Source organism: Winogradskyella psychrotolerans, assembly GCF_018860545.1.
GTDB lineage: Bacteria > Bacteroidota > Bacteroidia > Flavobacteriales > Flavobacteriaceae > Winogradskyella > Winogradskyella psychrotolerans_A.
Window position 1 is genome coordinate 308,112 of record NZ_JAHKPN010000002.1, and the last position, 16,198, is coordinate 324,309.

Consider the following 16,198-nt stretch of genomic DNA (forward strand, 5'->3'; position numbering starts at 1 on the left):
TTACTCAAAAAAAGAAATAAAATTAGAGACCTATAACTAACTATTTGTTAAATAACATAATATTAAGACTTTAGATTTAGCATTGCATAGGCTTCATCTATATAAACATAAAAATCTTCAGGGAAAGAATTGATTGTTTCAGTACTTCTATGGTGGCCCAATCTCACCACCATCAAATTATCTTCCGGAATTACGATAACATACTGTCCTAAAATTCCTCGCATGGCAAACGTGTGTTTACCATGATAATCACTTATCCAGAAACCATACCCATAAGGCTGACCACTAAATCGAGATGTGGTCGCTGTGGCCACAAAAGTAGAATCTAGTAATTGCTTACCGTTCCATTTCCCATGATCTTTATAAAGCTTACCAAAGCGTGCAAAATCGCGGGCATTACTAGAAATACAACAAAAGGCTTTAGCTAGTTTGTTTTCATCATCATCTAATTGCCACAAGGCGTCATTTTCAGCGCCTAAGGGTTGCCAGAAACTTTCGGAGAGATACTGCGGTAATCGTTTTTTTGTTGCTTTTTGAATCACCATGCCTAGCAATTGCGTGCTGCCGCTTAAATATTCAAATTCTTTACCAGGTGTTTTTACCACCTTTTGATTTAATATTGTTTCAGCTAAGTCATCATCGTAATTCGCTCTTGCTGTAATAGAAAACGGACTTGTGTAAGACTCAACCCAATCTAAACCAGAAGCCATGGATGATAAGTCGCCAACGGTTGTTTTTGTACCTTCAAATTCTTTATAAAAATCACTAACAGGTTGGTCTAAATTTTTAATATAGCCCTCCATAATTGCCTTCCCAAGTAATGATGAGGTTATACTTTTAGCCATTGAAAATGAATTGGTTTTAGAAGCTTTATCGTAATTCTCAGCATACTGTTCGTAGTAAATACTGTCATTTTTTATAATGAGATAGGCAATAGTACCAAACGCGTCATTTGTTGTGTTTAGCCTATCTGTTGCATTTATAGTATTGTAATTTTTATGTAAAGGCCAAGCATCGATTGTTGTACCTTTTTTGATGGTATCATTTTCAAAATACGGATAATCATCAATAAATGCTGAAGAGTGTCCTGTAAAATAAACCACACGAACCCCTTTTAGAATGTAGTCGTAATCAAAAATATAAGAGGCAATTACAAGCACAGCAATAATTCCGATGAGCCATTTTAATAGTTTTTTGATAAATTTCATTGCGTTAGATGTTAATTATTTGCTTTGCGATTTTTTAGTTTTTCTTTATAAAAAGCTTTGTTGGCGATATAAATAGTCTTTTTAAAAGTAGCAATTATATGTTGTTTGTCGTCCACTAAATTCATGGTTTTAACAATATCAATTTCACTAGTTTCAATAACAGATTGTTTTATAGTGTCTATCTCTTCTTTTGTAAATATAAATTCGCCATAAATTGTAGTTTTACCTGGCCTTTTATAGCGTGCTTCAACAGATTTATCCCAAACTACATAATCATTACCCAGTATTTGAATGAGTTGAATCATGTAAATAGGATCTGTGGCGGACAACATGCTACCACCAAAAATGGAACCTGCATAATTGCGGTTTTTCCAACTAGGTTTTAATCTAATTTTTACAAAAAGAAAATCGTCACTAACCTCTATAAGTTTAGCAGTAGTTCTGCGGTACATTGGAGACCAGTTGAAACCATATTTGTATATCGTTGAGGTTTTAAAAAAACGTTTTAAAAATTCGGTTGCTATTTTATACATTAAAATAAGGATTGTTGTTTGCAAACACTTTCATGATTAAGCAACCATTGTTTTCTGTATAGGCCGCCAGCATAACCCGTAAGACTTCCGTTGCTACCGATGACTCTGTGACAAGGTACAATAATCCAAAGTGGATTTTTACCATTGGCACTTGCAGCCGCTCGTATGGCTTTTACATCTCCTAATTGTTTGGATAATTCTAAATACGAAATGGATTGTCCAAAAGGAATCGTTTCCAATTGCTTCCATACTTTTTTCTGAAATTTTGTGCCTTCAGGATTTAATTTTAAATTGAAAACTTTACGTGTTTCGTTGAAGTATTCTTTAAGCTGAGTGACACAATTGAGCAAGGCTTCAGGAATGGTGTCTACTAATTTTTCATGTGTATCTACTAGTGATACCGATGTAATGCCGTCTTCATTTCCGCTAATTTTTGCATATCCAAGAGGAGTTTCAATATAACAGATTTGTAGAATTGACTGTTCCAATATGAGATTTAGTTATCAGGATTATCATTTTCAATGATACCCAAACGTTTTGCTCTAGATTCCCAGCTTTTTCGGGCTAGTAATTGTAAGTCAGAGACATTATCACTCTCATCCATAATTTCGAGTCCAAGAAGGGTTTCTATGACATCCTCCATAGTGACTAAGCCACTCACTGTACCATACTCATCTACCACTAAAGCCAAATGATTACGACTTTCTATGAGTTGTTCAAATAGCGTCGGAATCGGTAAACTACGGTTCACAATAATGATACTTCGTTTTATATCAGATAACAGTTTAGAGCCATTTCCTAATGCCATTTCTTTAAAAACTTCAGCTTTTAAAACTAAGCCCGTAATATTGTCTGGATCATCTGTATAAACGGGAACTCTAGAAAACCGGATATTAGAATTGACTTTGAAAAATGCTTCAACCGTCATACTTTCGTTTTCAATTTTCATTACTGTACGCGGTGTCATAACGTCTTTGGCTTGTACTTCTTTGAAGCTAAGTAAGTTTTTAATAACTTTACTTTCATTTTCTTCAAATACACCTTCTTCCTGTGCTATTTCAGCCATGGCAGCAAAACTTTCTCTACTTAAAACACTACCATGTCCTTTGCCTCCAATAAGTTTTGTGGTGAGTTGGAGTATCCAGAGAATACCTGTCCATTTTAAAGGAAATATTAAAATATTTAAAGCTTTAGCTGTAAAATTTGATAATTGTCTCCAATACGTAGCTCCAACCGTTTTTGGGATAATTTCGGAAGCCACTAAAATTAGAATCGTCATAACTGTAGACACAACAGCTACCATAATATCTTCAGTAAATTCGAAACCTAAAATACTGCGTTTCGTTGTGCCATATAGCTCTGCATAAGCGACTTTAGCTTGCACCCCCACTAATATGGCTCCAACAGTGTGAGCAATAGTGTTTAAGGTAAGGATGGCTATTAGAGGACGATCGACATCTTGTTTTAATTCTTCTAATTCAGCAGCATAAGCTTTACCTTCTTTCTTTTTAATATTAAGAAAAGTTGGAGTAATACTTAAAAGCACAGCCTCTAAAATAGAACACAAAAATGAAAAGAAGATGGAAATGACAGCGTAAAAAATGAGTAAGCCCATTAATGTTTTGAAGTTTTTAGATGTACAAAGTTACGAAATGAATACTAATTTAAAGCTAGCTATTTTTTTAGTTATTACCAAGTTATGGTTGGTAAAGAAAAAGGACGTGTCAAAAAAAATTGTAAATTCGAATTATGAGAACTATATTTTTGATACTCGTCTTACTAGGGACTTACTGTTTATCAGCACAAATAAAGGGAAAAATAACATATCGTCTCGAAACCGTTAAAGATAGTGTAGAACAACCTTTTGAAAATCCTGAGAACACCGAAGCTCAAAATGAAGTCTATGCATTGATACATGATTCGCAACCCGTAGAAGGCTATTTGGTATTCAACGATAGTATTGCAATTTATAATGTAGAGCCTAAGGTTGATATTCCTGGATGGAATAATGGCAGTGATGGGCTCATTATTACACGAAGTAATATTAATTTGTCATGGATGATGGCTGGAGGTAGTTCAACCTATTACAATGATTGGAGTCGCGATTATAGTATTACTCAAAATGCGATAATGGGACCAACCAAACGAATCATAAAAAAACCAAAAGAATGGACTATTACAGAAGAATCTAAAGTTATAGATGGCTATACGTGTTATTTAGCAACCATAGATAAACGCAACGATAAGAAAGTAAAGGCATGGTTTACACCGGAAATCCCTGTAAAACATGGTCCAAGAGGTTTTAATGGATTGCCAGGTTTAATTATGGAAATTAAAGATGTGGTATTGCTATGGACAGTCGAAAAAATTGAATTTGATCACTTTGAAGCTGATGATATCATAGAGCCTATGGAAGGAGAATTACTAACGCAAGAAGAATATATAAAGTTTAGTGGTAACCCTTTTGGTGATAATTAAAGTATGTAAAGTTAATATTACTGGTTTTTAGAGATCACTAACTTTCTAAAATAATTCGAGTATTAGGAACTCCATACTGAGAAATGCGCTCCAACAAAGTCACTAAGTCTTTATTACTTTTAAAATAGGCTAAAATACACAGACTATCTTCTCCTGTAATGCGATCGCAACGTTGTACTTCGTCTAAGTATTTAATTTGATTATAGGCTGTTCTTAAAGTACTCGATTGATGGATTTTTAAATTGATATAAGCTTTGACTTGAATATCGAATTTTTCATGATTAAGTCGAAGGGAATACCCTAAAATAAACCCTTTATCTTCCAATTGTTTGACACGTTTTCCAACAGCAGGAGCCGATAGATCTACCGATTTTCCGATGGTTGCAAAAGACTCCCGTGCGTTGGCACTGAGTATTTTTATGATTTTCTCGTCAATAGCGTCCATGTTTCAATTCGGAATCAACTTTTTGGTATGTCAATTGATTCGGAATTAAATGTAATAAAATTATTTTGATTATTAACTATAATTGACTAACCATTAAGTAGTTTAACAACATCTTTAGCAAAATAAGAGGTGATGATATCCGCACCAGCGCGCTTAAAAGCCATCGTGGTTTCTAGCATTACCTGATCGTGATTTAGCCAACCTTTTTCTGCGGCTGCTTTTATCATGGCGTATTCACCAGAGACTTGATACACGGCTACAGGTACATCGACTTCATTTTTAATATCTCTTAAAATATCTAGATAGGACAGGCCTGGTTTAACCATGACAATATCGGCACCTTCTTCAATATCTATTAAGGTTTCTCTAACCGCTTCTATGCGGTTACCAAAATCCATTTGGTAGGTTTTTTTGTCTTTAGGGACATCAACTAAATCTACTGGTGCAGAATCAAGAGCGTCGCGAAAAGGACCATAAAACGAAGAGGCGTATTTTGCAGTATAAGCCATAATACCCGTATTTTTATAGCCTTCTTGTTCTAATAATTGACGAATTTGTAACGTTCTTCCATCGTTCATATCGCTAGGGGCTACAAAATCAGAACCTGCTTGAGCGTGTGTTAAGGCCATTTTTGCTAGCACTTCGGCCGATTCGTCATTAATAATCATCCCGTTTTGTACAATACCATCGTGACCAACGGAGGAATAAGGGTCGAGTGCAACATCCGTCATCACTATCATATCCGGACAAGCATTTTTTACCGTTTTAATAGCGCGTTGCATCAATCCATCTGGGTTTAATGCCTCTGTACCTTTATTATCTTTTAAATTATCCGGAACTTTTACAAAGAGTAATACCGCTTTTAAACCTAAGCTCCATAATTCTCTGACTTCATTTTCAAGTAAATCTAAACTGTACCTAAAATAGTTGGGCATAGACGGAATTTCATCTTTTACGCCCTTGCCTTCAACCACAAAAAGTGGCACTAAAAAATCATTTGGAGTAATGTAGTTTTCTCTAACTAAACTTCTTATAGCCGCGTTAGTTCTTAGTCTTCTATTTCTTCGTAATGGAAACATGTTTGTATGTTTTAGACTTGTTAGGCGTTGTGCTGAATTTAATTCAGTATCTAAAACCTGACAGGTTTTTATGTATGAGGATTATGATTACTTTTATCAAATACAAAGTTAACGATTTAAACCCATTTCTGAGTGCTCAAATCCCTAGATGATTTAGAATTTATTTTTCCATGGAGAAGCTATCAAGCGGAACTTTTAAAGCATTTTAGCACTCATATTGAAGATCATCATTTTCATGTTATTGCACCTCCTGGTTCTGGGAAAACCATCTTAGGATTAGAAATCGTTAGAAAATTAGGAAAGAAAACGTTAGTCCTTGCACCAACACTAACCATTAGAAATCAATGGGAAGACCGATTACAAAACTTTTTTACTGAGAATTGTGATTTTGAAGCCTATTCATTCGACATTAAAAAACCAAGCGATGTTACGTTTTCTACATATCAGTCGCTTCATGCGTTTTACAAAACCTTTGAAGATAAAAACGACTATTACCAATTCTTTAAAAAACACAATATTGAAACCTTAGTTTTAGATGAAGCCCATCATTTAAAAAATGCATGGTGGAACTGCCTCATGGACTTAAAACGTAATGCTGAGTTTTATATGGTTGCGCTCACGGCAACACCACCTTACGATAGCAGTAGAGCCGAAGTGTCTAAGTATTTCACGCTTTGTGGTGAAGTTGATGATGAAATTGCGGTGCCAGATTTGGTGCGTGAAGGCGATTTAAGTCCACATCAAGATTTTGTGTATCTCTCCAAACCTGAAGATTTAGAGATAAATTTTATCGTCGATTACAGACGGAATATTGCCGATTATAAAGATGAATTATTAAAGGATGATGCGTTTATCAACTTTTTAATTGAGCATCGTTTTTATAAAAGCCCGAATTGGCATTTGGATGAACTCTATGCAAATACCGACTATTTTTCTGCCATTCTTATATTTTTATATGCTTGTGGCTTTGAAATCGACCATCAAAAATTAGAAGTTTTAGGGTTTGAAAAACAAGAAATGATTCAGTTTCCTGAGCTCGATTTACATTGGTTGGGAATTTTATTTCAGAATCTATTAGTTTCCGATAGAGAACAATTAATTGAGCAGGAAAAGTACATTGCAACATTAGAAAAACGATTACGAAAACTCAATGTTTTTGAACGTAATTCGGTCGATTTTATTGGAGAACAGTTACTATATAAATCACTTTCAAATAGTCCGAGTAAATTAAAAAGTATTGTTAGCATTGTTAATGCTGAAAGGAAAACTCTAAAACGCGATTTGAGATGCGTAATTCTAACGGATTATATTCGGAAAGAATTCTTAACCATCAAAGAAGCTGAAATAGAAAACATAGACAAAATTGGTGTGCTTCCTATTTTTCAATATGTACGTCATTATTGCGATAAACCCGAAGAATTAGCGGTGCTTTCGGGCAGTATTGTTATCCTTCATCAATCTATTTTAGAGGCTTTTGAAGCGATTGAATCATTGGATAATTTTTCGTTTTCACCATTACAAATAGGCGATTCATTCTTACTAGTAACTTCAAAAGGTAAACCCAAAAATTCCATTGTCAGCATTATTACACAACTTTTTGAATCGGGACACATTAAAGTGCTCATTGGTACAAAATCCTTGTTGGGTGAGGGTTGGGATGCACCATCTATTAACAGTTTAATTTTGGCATCTTTTATTGGCTCGTTTGTATCGTCTAATCAAATGCGCGGACGCGCGATTAGAAAAGATGCCGATTCGCCCAACAAAACCGGAAACATTTGGCATTTGGCTTGTGTGGACCCAACGGCTTTAGATGGTGGAAAAGAGGTTGATACTTTAAAACGACGCTTTGAAGCGTTTGTAGGTGTTACCAATAGTACCATTCCTTTTATTTCAAATGGTTTTGAACGCTTAAATATTCCTGACGAAATTAATGTAGAATCGATAGAAACTTTAAATACTTCTACAATAAATCGTGCTACAAAACGAAACCTCATCACCGAAAAATGGAATAACGCAATCGGAAAAGGAACAAAGTTGACCAAAGAGGTCAAAATTTTACATTCAGGAAAACGACCTTTTAAAGCTCAAAAACAGATTTATTATTTTGATGCGCTTCGCTTTTTTGTAGTAGAACTATTATTTACCATGATGCTCTTTTATGTAGAATTTGTTTTACAAAGTTTCCATCTTATTTTACAACGCGGTGTTGTCTATTTTATTTATACACTTCTAGCTGGTTTCATTGGTGTCTTTGGTTATAAGTTGATTAAAGCTCTAAAGCTATTTATACGTCATGGTTACCTCTATAAAAAGATTGGTAAAATGGGATTAGCAATTCTTGACACTTTGAATGACTTAGGCTATATCACTTCAAATAGAAATGATATTCAGGTAAATTCCTATCTATTAAGAAAAGGTGATGTGGTTTGTAATTTGGTTGGTGCCAATGCGCTCGAAAATTCATTATTCGCCAAAGCTTTAAGTGAACTTTTAGAACCGATTGAATCGCCTAGATATTTAATTATAAAATCGAATCTTTTCAGAAAACGTTTAGATGTTGAAAATTTCTATCCTGTTCCAGAATTGTTTGGCGATAAAAAGGAAAATGCATTAGTATTTCAGAAGTATTGGAATTCTTACTTTGGAAAAACAAAACTCATATTTACACGTCGTATAGAAGGTCGGAAACTACTTTTAAAAGCACGATTGTTTCATGTGTATAATGCTTTTAAAGAGGTGACCAAGGAAGTTATGGTTTGGAAGTGATATTATGATTATCATGCAGACCTGCTAGTTTTTTAAAACCTGCAAGGTCAGGGCTTAGTTTTACTGTTTAGTCACTCAACCCTAAATAAAACCAATGCCCATTCTCTTTCACAAAGGCCGATTTTTCATGGATGACCTCTACGTTTCCATTTTCAAAAAAATAGGCGTTAAAGGTTACCGTGCCTTTATTGTCTATTTCCGTTCCGTTTGTGGTTTCTAAAACCTCTAGTCGTATCCATTGCACAGATTTTGCCCATTTTACAATGGCTTTTTTGTCTTTTGTTGGTCGTGTAGAACTGTGATGTGTTACCATTAAATAATCGCCATTGGCAAGGACAAAAGCGGAATATCTAGAACGCATCAGTTGTTCGGCTGTGTCTGTTTTTCCGTTGTTGCGATGGAAAACTTCGCAGCACTCTTGGTAGGTTTCGGTATTTCCGCAGTGGCAGTTCATTGTTGCTGTTTTTTAAGACCTGCTAGGTCTGAGATAGTGTGAACTGTTTATACCCAATCCACAGGGTTTTGTAAGACCTTAATCAGTTTTTCTTCTTCACTTCCAGTTTCTGGTTGATGGTCGTAAACCCATTGTACATGTGGTGGTAAACTCATTAAGATACTTTCTATGCGTCCATTGGTTTTGAGTCCGAATAAAGTGCCTTTATCGTGAACTAAATTAAATTCTACATAACGTCCTCTTCTGATTTCTTGCCAATCGCGTTGCGCTTTGGTGTAGTCTAGCGTTTTTCGTTTTTCAACAATTGGTACATAAGCTTCAAGGAAACTATCTCCAACTTCAGTGACGAAGTCGTACCAATTTTGCATGCTCATGTCGTCTGTAGCTTTACAATAATCGAAAAATAAACCGCCTAAACCACGACCTTCATTTCGATGAGCATTGTAAAAGTATTCATCGCAACGCGATTTGTATTTTGGGTAAAACTCAGGGTTATGTTTGTCGCAAGCCGTTTTGCACGTTTGATGAAAGTGTTTGGCATCATCTTCAAATAAATAGTAAGGCGTTAAATCTTGTCCACCACCAAACCATTGGTCAACAATGTTTCCGTCTTTATCATACATTTCAAAATAGCGCCAATTGGCATGTACTGTTGGCACCATCGGATTTGTAGGATGTAAGACTAAACTTAATCCACAAGCAAAGAAATCAGCGTCTTCTACACCAAAGTATTTTTGCATAGAATCTGGTAATTTGCCGTGAACACCAGAAATATTAACGCCTCCTTTTTCAAAAACATTTCCATGTTCTATAACGCGTGTTCTTCCGCCGCCACCTTCAGGGCGTTCCCAGATGTCTTCTTGGAATTTGGCTTTACCATCGATTTCCTCTAGTTTAGAAGTGATGGTGTCTTGTAATTGGTGGATGTAGTTGAAGAATTTGTCTTTCATTGAAGACCTAGCAGGTTTTTCAAACCTAGCAGGTCTAGAATCATCATCATATTCCATATTTAATTCTGTTGATGTTTTATTACTATGTGTTGACCTAAAATTTTCTAAAGTATCAAAAAGTTGAATGATATATAATTTTTTTCTACTGATTAATGTTTCTTTTTCAGAAAAGAATGATTTATATGAAGAAAACTTATAAGTTTGAAAATCTTCAACAATCTTATGATTTTCTGGATTTTTATGAATATATAAAATGAGTTGTTTCAGGTAATTTTCATCTTTAATTTGTTTTCTTTTAAAAGGGCGTTCAAACAAAGCGCCTGTTCTAAAATTCTGCTTATTATAGGCTTTAGTGTAAGCATTAAACAAATTTGAAAACGCTTGGTTGACTTCTTTGGTTTCTGAAGTCACTTCAATGGTGAAATGAAAATGATTGTTGAGTAGACAGTAGGCTAAAATATTAACTTTTGGGCTTAAATATTTAGATACTAATTTTAGAAAATAAGCCATATTATTTTCATCCTGAAAAATAGTTTCGCTATTGATTCCACGATTATAAATATGATAGTAATTTTCTTTTTTTAGTAATTCCATATTGTTAGAGGATTAGTCTTGTTTTGTGTAATGACCAGACCTGCTAGATTTGAAAAACCTGCTAGGTCTTAGTTGATTCACTTGGATTGTATAATTCATACAACTCCATATCCAAAGGCGCTTCTCCTGTTGGTGTAAACTCATTAATTAAAGTTTTAACCCATTTAAAATTAGTTTTCAAAGCCACTTTTACGCTTGGTAAATTGTCTTTATGTGCAATAATTTGAAGGGTTTCTAATCCTAAATTAGTAAAAGCGTAGCCCGATAAATGTTGAATTGCTTTAGAAGTTAATCCTTGCCCTTCAAACGGATAGCCAATGCAATAGGCAAATTCACCTTGTTTAGTGTCCCAATCGAGTTCTTTGATGTAAATGAGTCCTGCGAGTGCTCTTGTTTCGGAATGTTTTAAAGTGAATAAAAATTCTTCGTCATTTTCAAATTGCTTCACTTTTTGTTCTACAAACAATTGTGATAATGTTGGGGTAAGGTTTTGTTCTAAGGTTTTTGGGAAATAACGTTTTAAGCGGTCTTCGTTTGCGATTATGAAATTACAAACTTTCCAAGCATCGCCTTCGTGAATAGGATGAATCTCAAATGTATCAAATTTGGCAATCATTATACTGTGATGCTATTTTGATTCAAGAATCTTTCTTGTTCTAATAATTTCACGGTATTCACAGAAGAGGCTGTTACGCTTAAAGGTAAAACCAAAATAACACCAATAACCGGAATTAATAAAAACAACATAAAGACCATTCCATTTCCTATAGCAATGCCTTTATATCGTCCAACAAAATTGATGCTCTCTCTGTATTTAAAATGACGTTCTAAGGTGTAATCCATATTACCAAAACCCGCATAGTAGGATTGCACTAAGAATAATATTACAGATGAAGCGATGTTTCCAATTAATGGGATAAAATTTAAAAGTAAAATAGGAATCGTGACCAATAGTTCTTTGGCTAAATTCCGGATATTAATTCTTATCCCACGCCATAGCTGGTCTTTAAAGGATGTGTTTCTGTGATTGTGTTGTTCTATTCCTGTTAAATGTGCTTCGATTTTTTCTGAAACCGGACTCATAAATGGCGCGGATAATGCCATGATGATGTGTTTGTATAAAATTAAGCCGATGGCAATTACAACAATACCTCCTATAAACGTTGAGATGGTCGTAAAGGTTTCTTTTCCCCATTCCCAAAACCAAATTTTTGCAATAAATCGACCTATGTTATCAGATAATCCGTAAGCAGATAGACCAATTATAAATGCCGTTATAACACTAATGATTATAGGAATGGCAAAATATTTCCAAAGTTTTAATTTAGAAATTAAAGCGAAAGCTCCTGTGTAGGCTTGTATACCTTTTAATATGTTATTGATCATATTATTGTTTTTGATGATGATTACTTAAAAGACGCAAAAACAGGCTTTAAGTTACAATAATTGATTGTCTAAACTCATTATGCTTTAAAAGTTCATTTCAAAGCTAAGACTATTTAAACACTTTTTTTAAATGAGTAAGCCGGCTGACTTTGAGTTCCTTCCCAACTGGGGAGGCTAGGATGGGCTTTTATATTCTTTTACCGCATCAATAAATGCCTTAGCATTATCTAAAGGAATATTTGGTAAAATACCATGACCTAAATTAACGATGTATTTATCTTTTCCAAACTCATTAATCATTTGGGTCACCATCTTTTTAATCTCTTCTGGTGGCGAAAATAAACGCGTAGGGTCAAAATTACCTTGTAAAGTGATATTCCCACCAGTTAAGTAACGAGCGTTTCTTGCAGAGCATGTCCAATCGACTCCTAAAGCTGAAGCTCCAGATTTTGCCATCGAATCTAATGCAAACCAACACCCTTTTCCGAAGGCAATAACTGGTGCATCATCTTTTAAGGCATCAATAATTTGTTGAATATATTGCCATGAAAATTCTTGATAATCTACTGGTGATAACATACCTCCCCAAGAATCGAATACTTGTACAGCATTACAACCCGCTTTTACTTTTTCTTTAAGATAAGCAATAGTGGTATCTGTAATTTTTTGTAATAATTGATGTGCTGCAATTGGATTGGTGAAACAAAATTCTTTAGCTTTATCAAAGTTTTTAGACCCTTGACCTTGCACGCAATAACATAGAATTGTCCATGGTGAACCTGCGAAACCAATTAATGGAATCTCATCGTTTAGTTTTTCTTTAGTCGCTTTGATAGCTTCGTAAACATAGTTTAAAGCCTCTTTTACATCTGGAACAATGACGTTATCTACATCTTTTTGAGAACGAATAGGATTTGGTAAATAAGGTCCAAAATTAGGTTTCATCTGTACCTCAATATTCATCGCTTGAGGAATCACTAAAATATCTGAAAACAAAATAGCAGCATCCATGCCGTAACGACGAATCGGTTGAACTGTAATTTCACTTGCTAATTCTGGTGTTTGGCAACGTGTAAAGAAATCATATTTCGCTTTGATTTCCATAAACTCAGGTAAATAGCGACCTGCTTGACGCATCATCCAAACTGGTGGACGTTCTACAGTTTCACCTTTTAATGCTCTTAGGAATAAATCGTTCTTTATCATATTTCTGTCATTCCTGCGAAGGCAGGAATCTATTTAATTAGACTTTATTATTTTGGATTCCTGCCAACGCAGGAATGACAACAGTGGTGCTAACAGCTAAAGGCCAAAAGCCAACAACTATTCATAAAACGCATTCACCAGCTCCACAACACTCTCAACCAAAGGTACTTTAGCAACCCTCACCTCTTCAAAATACTTTCTAGCTTCTGTTGCTGTCGTTTCTCCAATACAAAATGCAATACCTTTTGCCTTATTCTGCTTTAAGAAACTTTGAACGGTAGAAGGACTATAAAACATAACTCCATCTAAGTCTCCTTCCACTTTTTTTGCGTCAAGCTTTGTTTCATAAGCTTCAACTTCGTTAACTTTAATATTGTTTTCAGATAAAATATCTGGAATAGTATCTAATCTCAAATTACTACAGAAATAGGTGGCTTCGGTACCATCCATGTATTCAGCCATGTGCTTGGCTAAATCTTTAGCGTATTGCTCGTAATGTTTTACTTTTCCAATACGTTTTTCAACCATGCGCTTAGTCTTTCGACCTACACAATAAATATTTTTGAATTGTAATTCTACAGCTGAAAAATTAGTAAGTAATGATTCTACAGTATTTTGACTCGTAATAATAACGTTCTCAATTTCGTTACGAATGATAGTTTTACTCAGTCGATTAGGATTAATTTTAATATCGTCATTACTTTCAGCGACAACATCATCATGAAACAACGCTTTCTGATCGTTAGTTAATTGTTTGGTAGAATAAATATTCGTGATTTTATCACCCTGTGTTAATTCGTCAATTAAGACTTTACCACCTTTTCCAATGATATAATCGGCACAGAATTCAGCAATGTTATGGTGACTTCCTAAAGCAGCAACTTTAGTAACTTCAATCTTTTTACTACCATCCTTACTTAAAAGAATACCTTTAAAATTAACTTCTTCCTCTTTGTTAATATAACATATGGCTCCGATAGGTGCTGTACAGCCACCTTCTAGGCGATTTAGGAATTCGCGCTCAATTGAGGTGCAAATTTGAGTAACTTCGTCATTAATTTCCGAAAGAATTGCTCTGGTCTCTTCATCGGATTCTAAAGCCGTAACCATAACAGCTCCTTGTGCTGGCGCAGGAATCATCCAACTTAAATTAATTGAATTTTCTGGTGTAAGGTTTAAACGCCCTAAACCTGCTCCTGCGAAAATGGCTCCATTCCAATCGTCGTTAGTTTCAAGTTTTTCTAATCTAGAATTCACGTTGCCGCGCAAACCAACAATGGTATGCGTTGGGTAACGGTTGAGCCATTGTGCGCGACGTCTTAAACTTCCGGTGGCAATGACGGCATCTCTAGCCGATAAAAATTCTTCATTATCTTTAAAAACCAAAGTGTCATTGATGTTGCCTCGTTTTAAAACAGCGCCTTGTACAATCCCTTTTGGTAAGACGGTTGGGACATCTTTAAGCGAATGCACCGCAATATCAATACTGCCTTTGAGCATGGCGATATCTAAGGTCTTCGTGAAAATTCCTGTGATACCTAGTTCGTACAAAGGTTTATCGAGAACTAAATCTCCTGTTGATTTTACAGGGACGAGAACGGTTTTGTGACCTAAATGTTCAAGTTGAGATTGAACAGTTTTTGCTTGCCACATAGCGAGCTGGCTGTCGCGTGTGCCAATGCGAATTATTTTAGACATTATCGGTAGTTTCTAACTGAAATATTTTTTTGATAAGCTCAATGCTTTCGTCGGAAGAATTACTGTCTTCTCTTAAGTGATGTGCAAACTGATTTGTGATTTTCTGAATCAAATTATTTGTAATCAATTCGGCTTGATCTTCATTAAAATCAGCCATTTTTTTACGTTGTGTATTGAATTCAGAATTTTTAAAATCTGTCAATTTATGTTTTATAGCCTGAATGGTTGGAACGAATTTCAAAGTATCTAACCAAGCATTAAATTCGGTTGTAATGTCTTCTATTATAGATTCGGCATCAGGAATAAATGCTTTTCGTTTTTCTAAAGTATCATCTGTGATTTTAGCTAAATCGTCTAAATGAACTAAAGTGATATTAGAAAGGTCTCTAATATCTTCGTTAACATTCTTTGGAATTGATAAATCTAAAACCAATAAAGGTTTTTCAGTTGAAATTAAAGACTTATATACCGTTGGGTTTTGTGCTCCTGTAGCCACAATAACGATATCTGAAGCATTAAGTTCTTCGGTTAAATTGTCGTAATCTTTTACAACTAGATTAAATTTACCAGCAACTTCTTCAGCTTTCGTTTTTGTTCTGTTTATTAAGGTAATATGAGAATTTTTAGTGTGTTTTACTAAATTCTCACAAGTATTTCTTCCTATTTTTCCTGTTCCGAAGAGTAGAATATTCTTTTCAGAAATGGTTTCTACGTTATTCATGATGTACTGAACAGAGGCAAAAGAAACCGATGTTGCGCCAGAAGATAATTCCGTTTCGTTTTTAATGCGCTTACTCGCTTGAATTACAGAATTCACTAAGCGCTCCGTAAATGAATTTAATAAACCGACTTTACGAGAGGCTTTCGCACCAAATTTAAGCTGACTTATAATTTCAAAATCGCCAAGAATCTGACTATCTAAACCAGAACCTACACGAAACATGTGGTTAATGGCGTCTTTGTTTTTATGTACGTAGGCCACCTCTCTAAATTCTTCAACCGTTCCTTTGGTGTTATCACATAAGAGCTGAATCAATTGAAAAGGGTGTTCTGCAAAACCGTAAAGTTCAGTTCTGTTACATGTAGAAATCGCCAATAGGCTTTCTACGCCATTTTGTTTCGCTTGAGACAAAACGTTTTGTTTTGCATCATCACTTAAACTAAAATGACCACGTACGCGCGCGTCAGCTTTTTTATAGCTGAGACCTATAGCGTAAAAATATTTGCTTCTGTTTGGCATGTGTTGCTTTACTCGTTTACCTGACTTAGGAAAGTAACAGCGCAAATGTAATTTTGATATTTATAAAAAAATAACGCTAGAAGAACTTTAAGTATCGATTGTGGTTTTTTCTAGTGCTTTTTCGGTGAAAGGTGATAAATATCATACTTTTGTAGAGA

The 16,198-nt window shown here is 34.9% G+C and carries 15 protein-coding genes; 2 read left to right on the forward strand and 13 right to left on the reverse strand.

All coding sequences use genetic code 11. The annotated features are described in order from the left end of the window. Positions 1–62: 62 nt before the first annotated feature. From KO515_RS01275 to KO515_RS01290, 4 genes are read right to left on the reverse strand one after another with little or no spacing between them, the layout of a single operon-like run. Positions 63–1,208, reverse strand: a complete 1,146-nt coding sequence (locus KO515_RS01275; RefSeq protein ID WP_215934561.1) for a serine hydrolase domain-containing protein — start codon at positions 1,206–1,208, stop codon at positions 63–65. An 11-nt stretch (positions 1,209–1,219) separates the two neighbouring features. Next, positions 1,220–1,741 (reverse strand): PaaI family thioesterase, encoded by a 522-nt coding sequence (locus tag KO515_RS01280; RefSeq protein WP_215934562.1) that lies wholly within the window; start codon positions 1,739–1,741, stop codon positions 1,220–1,222. Beyond that, on the reverse strand, positions 1,741–2,229 hold the full coding sequence (locus tag KO515_RS01285; RefSeq protein WP_215934563.1) for a methylated-DNA--[protein]-cysteine S-methyltransferase: 489 nt from the start codon (positions 2,227–2,229) through the stop codon (positions 1,741–1,743). The genes KO515_RS01280 and KO515_RS01285 overlap by 1 nt, the downstream gene beginning before the upstream one ends. An 8-nt stretch (positions 2,230–2,237) precedes the next feature. Beyond that, positions 2,238–3,356: a CNNM domain-containing protein gene (locus KO515_RS01290; RefSeq protein WP_215934564.1), complete on the reverse strand. Its 1,119-nt coding sequence runs from the start codon at positions 3,354–3,356 to the stop codon at positions 2,238–2,240. Positions 3,357–3,490: 134 nt separating this feature from the next. On the opposite strand from KO515_RS01290, the gene KO515_RS01295 reads away from it, so the two are divergent. Then, a complete protein-coding gene (locus KO515_RS01295) occupies positions 3,491–4,219 on the forward strand; it encodes a GLPGLI family protein (RefSeq protein ID WP_215934565.1) in 729 nt (242 codons plus the stop codon). A 37-nt stretch (positions 4,220–4,256) separates the two neighbouring features. On the opposite strand, the gene KO515_RS01300 is transcribed toward KO515_RS01295, so the two are convergent. Further along, positions 4,257–4,664 carry an Lrp/AsnC family transcriptional regulator gene (locus tag KO515_RS01300; RefSeq protein WP_215934566.1) on the reverse strand — a complete coding sequence of 136 codons (408 nt, stop codon included), beginning with the start codon at positions 4,662–4,664 and terminating at the stop codon, positions 4,257–4,259. An 86-nt stretch (positions 4,665–4,750) separates the two neighbouring features. Continuing rightward, the gene (gene hemB, locus KO515_RS01305; RefSeq protein WP_178986317.1) at positions 4,751–5,743 is read right to left on the reverse strand and encodes a porphobilinogen synthase; all 993 of its coding nucleotides are present in this window, start codon (positions 5,741–5,743) and stop codon (positions 4,751–4,753) included. 132 nt (positions 5,744–5,875) lie between these two features. On the opposite strand from hemB, the gene KO515_RS01310 reads away from it, so the two are divergent. Then, entirely contained in the window at positions 5,876–8,512 is a 2,637-nt protein-coding gene (locus tag KO515_RS01310; protein ID WP_215934567.1) for a DEAD/DEAH box helicase family protein, read from the forward strand. A gap of 67 nt (positions 8,513–8,579) precedes the next feature. Here KO515_RS01310 and KO515_RS01315 read toward each other — a convergent pair whose 3' ends face one another. From KO515_RS01315 to hemA, 7 genes are all read right to left on the reverse strand, one after another. Next, positions 8,580–8,966 carry a YchJ family protein gene (locus KO515_RS01315; RefSeq protein ID WP_215934568.1) on the reverse strand — a complete coding sequence of 129 codons (387 nt, stop codon included), beginning with the start codon at positions 8,964–8,966 and terminating at the stop codon, positions 8,580–8,582. A gap of 47 nt (positions 8,967–9,013) precedes the next feature. Next, on the reverse strand, positions 9,014–9,916 hold the full coding sequence (hemF, locus tag KO515_RS18760) for an oxygen-dependent coproporphyrinogen oxidase (protein WP_252723756.1): 903 nt from the start codon (positions 9,914–9,916) through the stop codon (positions 9,014–9,016). Between the two features lie 655 nt (positions 9,917–10,571). Further along, on the reverse strand, positions 10,572–11,126 hold the full coding sequence (locus KO515_RS01325) for a GNAT family N-acetyltransferase (protein WP_215934570.1): 555 nt from the start codon (positions 11,124–11,126) through the stop codon (positions 10,572–10,574). Next, positions 11,126–11,896 carry an EI24 domain-containing protein gene (locus tag KO515_RS01330; protein WP_215934571.1) on the reverse strand — a complete coding sequence of 257 codons (771 nt, stop codon included), beginning with the start codon at positions 11,894–11,896 and terminating at the stop codon, positions 11,126–11,128. The genes KO515_RS01325 and KO515_RS01330 overlap by 1 nt, the downstream gene beginning before the upstream one ends. Positions 11,897–12,070: 174 nt before the next feature. Further along, positions 12,071–13,102: a uroporphyrinogen decarboxylase gene (gene hemE / locus KO515_RS01335; RefSeq protein WP_215934572.1), complete on the reverse strand. Its 1,032-nt coding sequence runs from the start codon at positions 13,100–13,102 to the stop codon at positions 12,071–12,073. Between the two features lie 117 nt (positions 13,103–13,219). Continuing rightward, positions 13,220–14,800, reverse strand: a complete 1,581-nt coding sequence (gene hemC / locus KO515_RS01340; RefSeq protein ID WP_215934573.1) for a hydroxymethylbilane synthase — start codon at positions 14,798–14,800, stop codon at positions 13,220–13,222. Then, positions 14,793–16,040: a glutamyl-tRNA reductase gene (gene hemA, locus KO515_RS01345; RefSeq protein WP_215934574.1), complete on the reverse strand. Its 1,248-nt coding sequence runs from the start codon at positions 16,038–16,040 to the stop codon at positions 14,793–14,795. Before hemA ends, hemC begins: the two co-directional genes overlap by 8 nt. Positions 16,041–16,198: the final 158 nt, after the last annotated feature.

What these genes read in the sequence shown, in the direction of transcription:
- KO515_RS01275 (WP_215934561.1), bottom strand. Translation starts at nt 1,208, where the DNA reads ATGAAATTTATCAAAAAACTATTAAAATGGCTCATCGGAATTATTGCT.
- KO515_RS01280 (WP_215934562.1), bottom strand. Translation starts at nt 1,741, where the DNA reads ATGTATAAAATAGCAACCGAATTTTTAAAACGTTTTTTTAAAACCTCA.
- KO515_RS01290 (WP_215934564.1), bottom strand. Translation starts at nt 3,356, where the DNA reads ATGGGCTTACTCATTTTTTACGCTGTCATTTCCATCTTCTTTTCATTT.
- KO515_RS01295 (WP_215934565.1), top strand. Translation starts at nt 3,491, where the DNA reads ATGAGAACTATATTTTTGATACTCGTCTTACTAGGGACTTACTGTTTA.
- KO515_RS01300 (WP_215934566.1), bottom strand. Translation starts at nt 4,664, where the DNA reads ATGGACGCTATTGACGAGAAAATCATAAAAATACTCAGTGCCAACGCA.
- hemB (WP_178986317.1), bottom strand. Translation starts at nt 5,743, where the DNA reads ATGTTTCCATTACGAAGAAATAGAAGACTAAGAACTAACGCGGCTATA.
- KO515_RS01315 (WP_215934568.1), bottom strand. Translation starts at nt 8,966, where the DNA reads ATGAACTGCCACTGCGGAAATACCGAAACCTACCAAGAGTGCTGCGAA.
- hemF (WP_252723756.1), bottom strand. Translation starts at nt 9,916, where the DNA reads ATGAAAGACAAATTCTTCAACTACATCCACCAATTACAAGACACCATC.
- KO515_RS01325 (WP_215934570.1), bottom strand. Translation starts at nt 11,126, where the DNA reads ATGATTGCCAAATTTGATACATTTGAGATTCATCCTATTCACGAAGGC.
- KO515_RS01330 (WP_215934571.1), bottom strand. Translation starts at nt 11,896, where the DNA reads ATGATCAATAACATATTAAAAGGTATACAAGCCTACACAGGAGCTTTC.
- hemE (WP_215934572.1), bottom strand. Translation starts at nt 13,102, where the DNA reads ATGATAAAGAACGATTTATTCCTAAGAGCATTAAAAGGTGAAACTGTA.
- hemC (WP_215934573.1), bottom strand. Translation starts at nt 14,800, where the DNA reads ATGTCTAAAATAATTCGCATTGGCACACGCGACAGCCAGCTCGCTATG.
- hemA (WP_215934574.1), bottom strand. Translation starts at nt 16,040, where the DNA reads ATGCCAAACAGAAGCAAATATTTTTACGCTATAGGTCTCAGCTATAAA.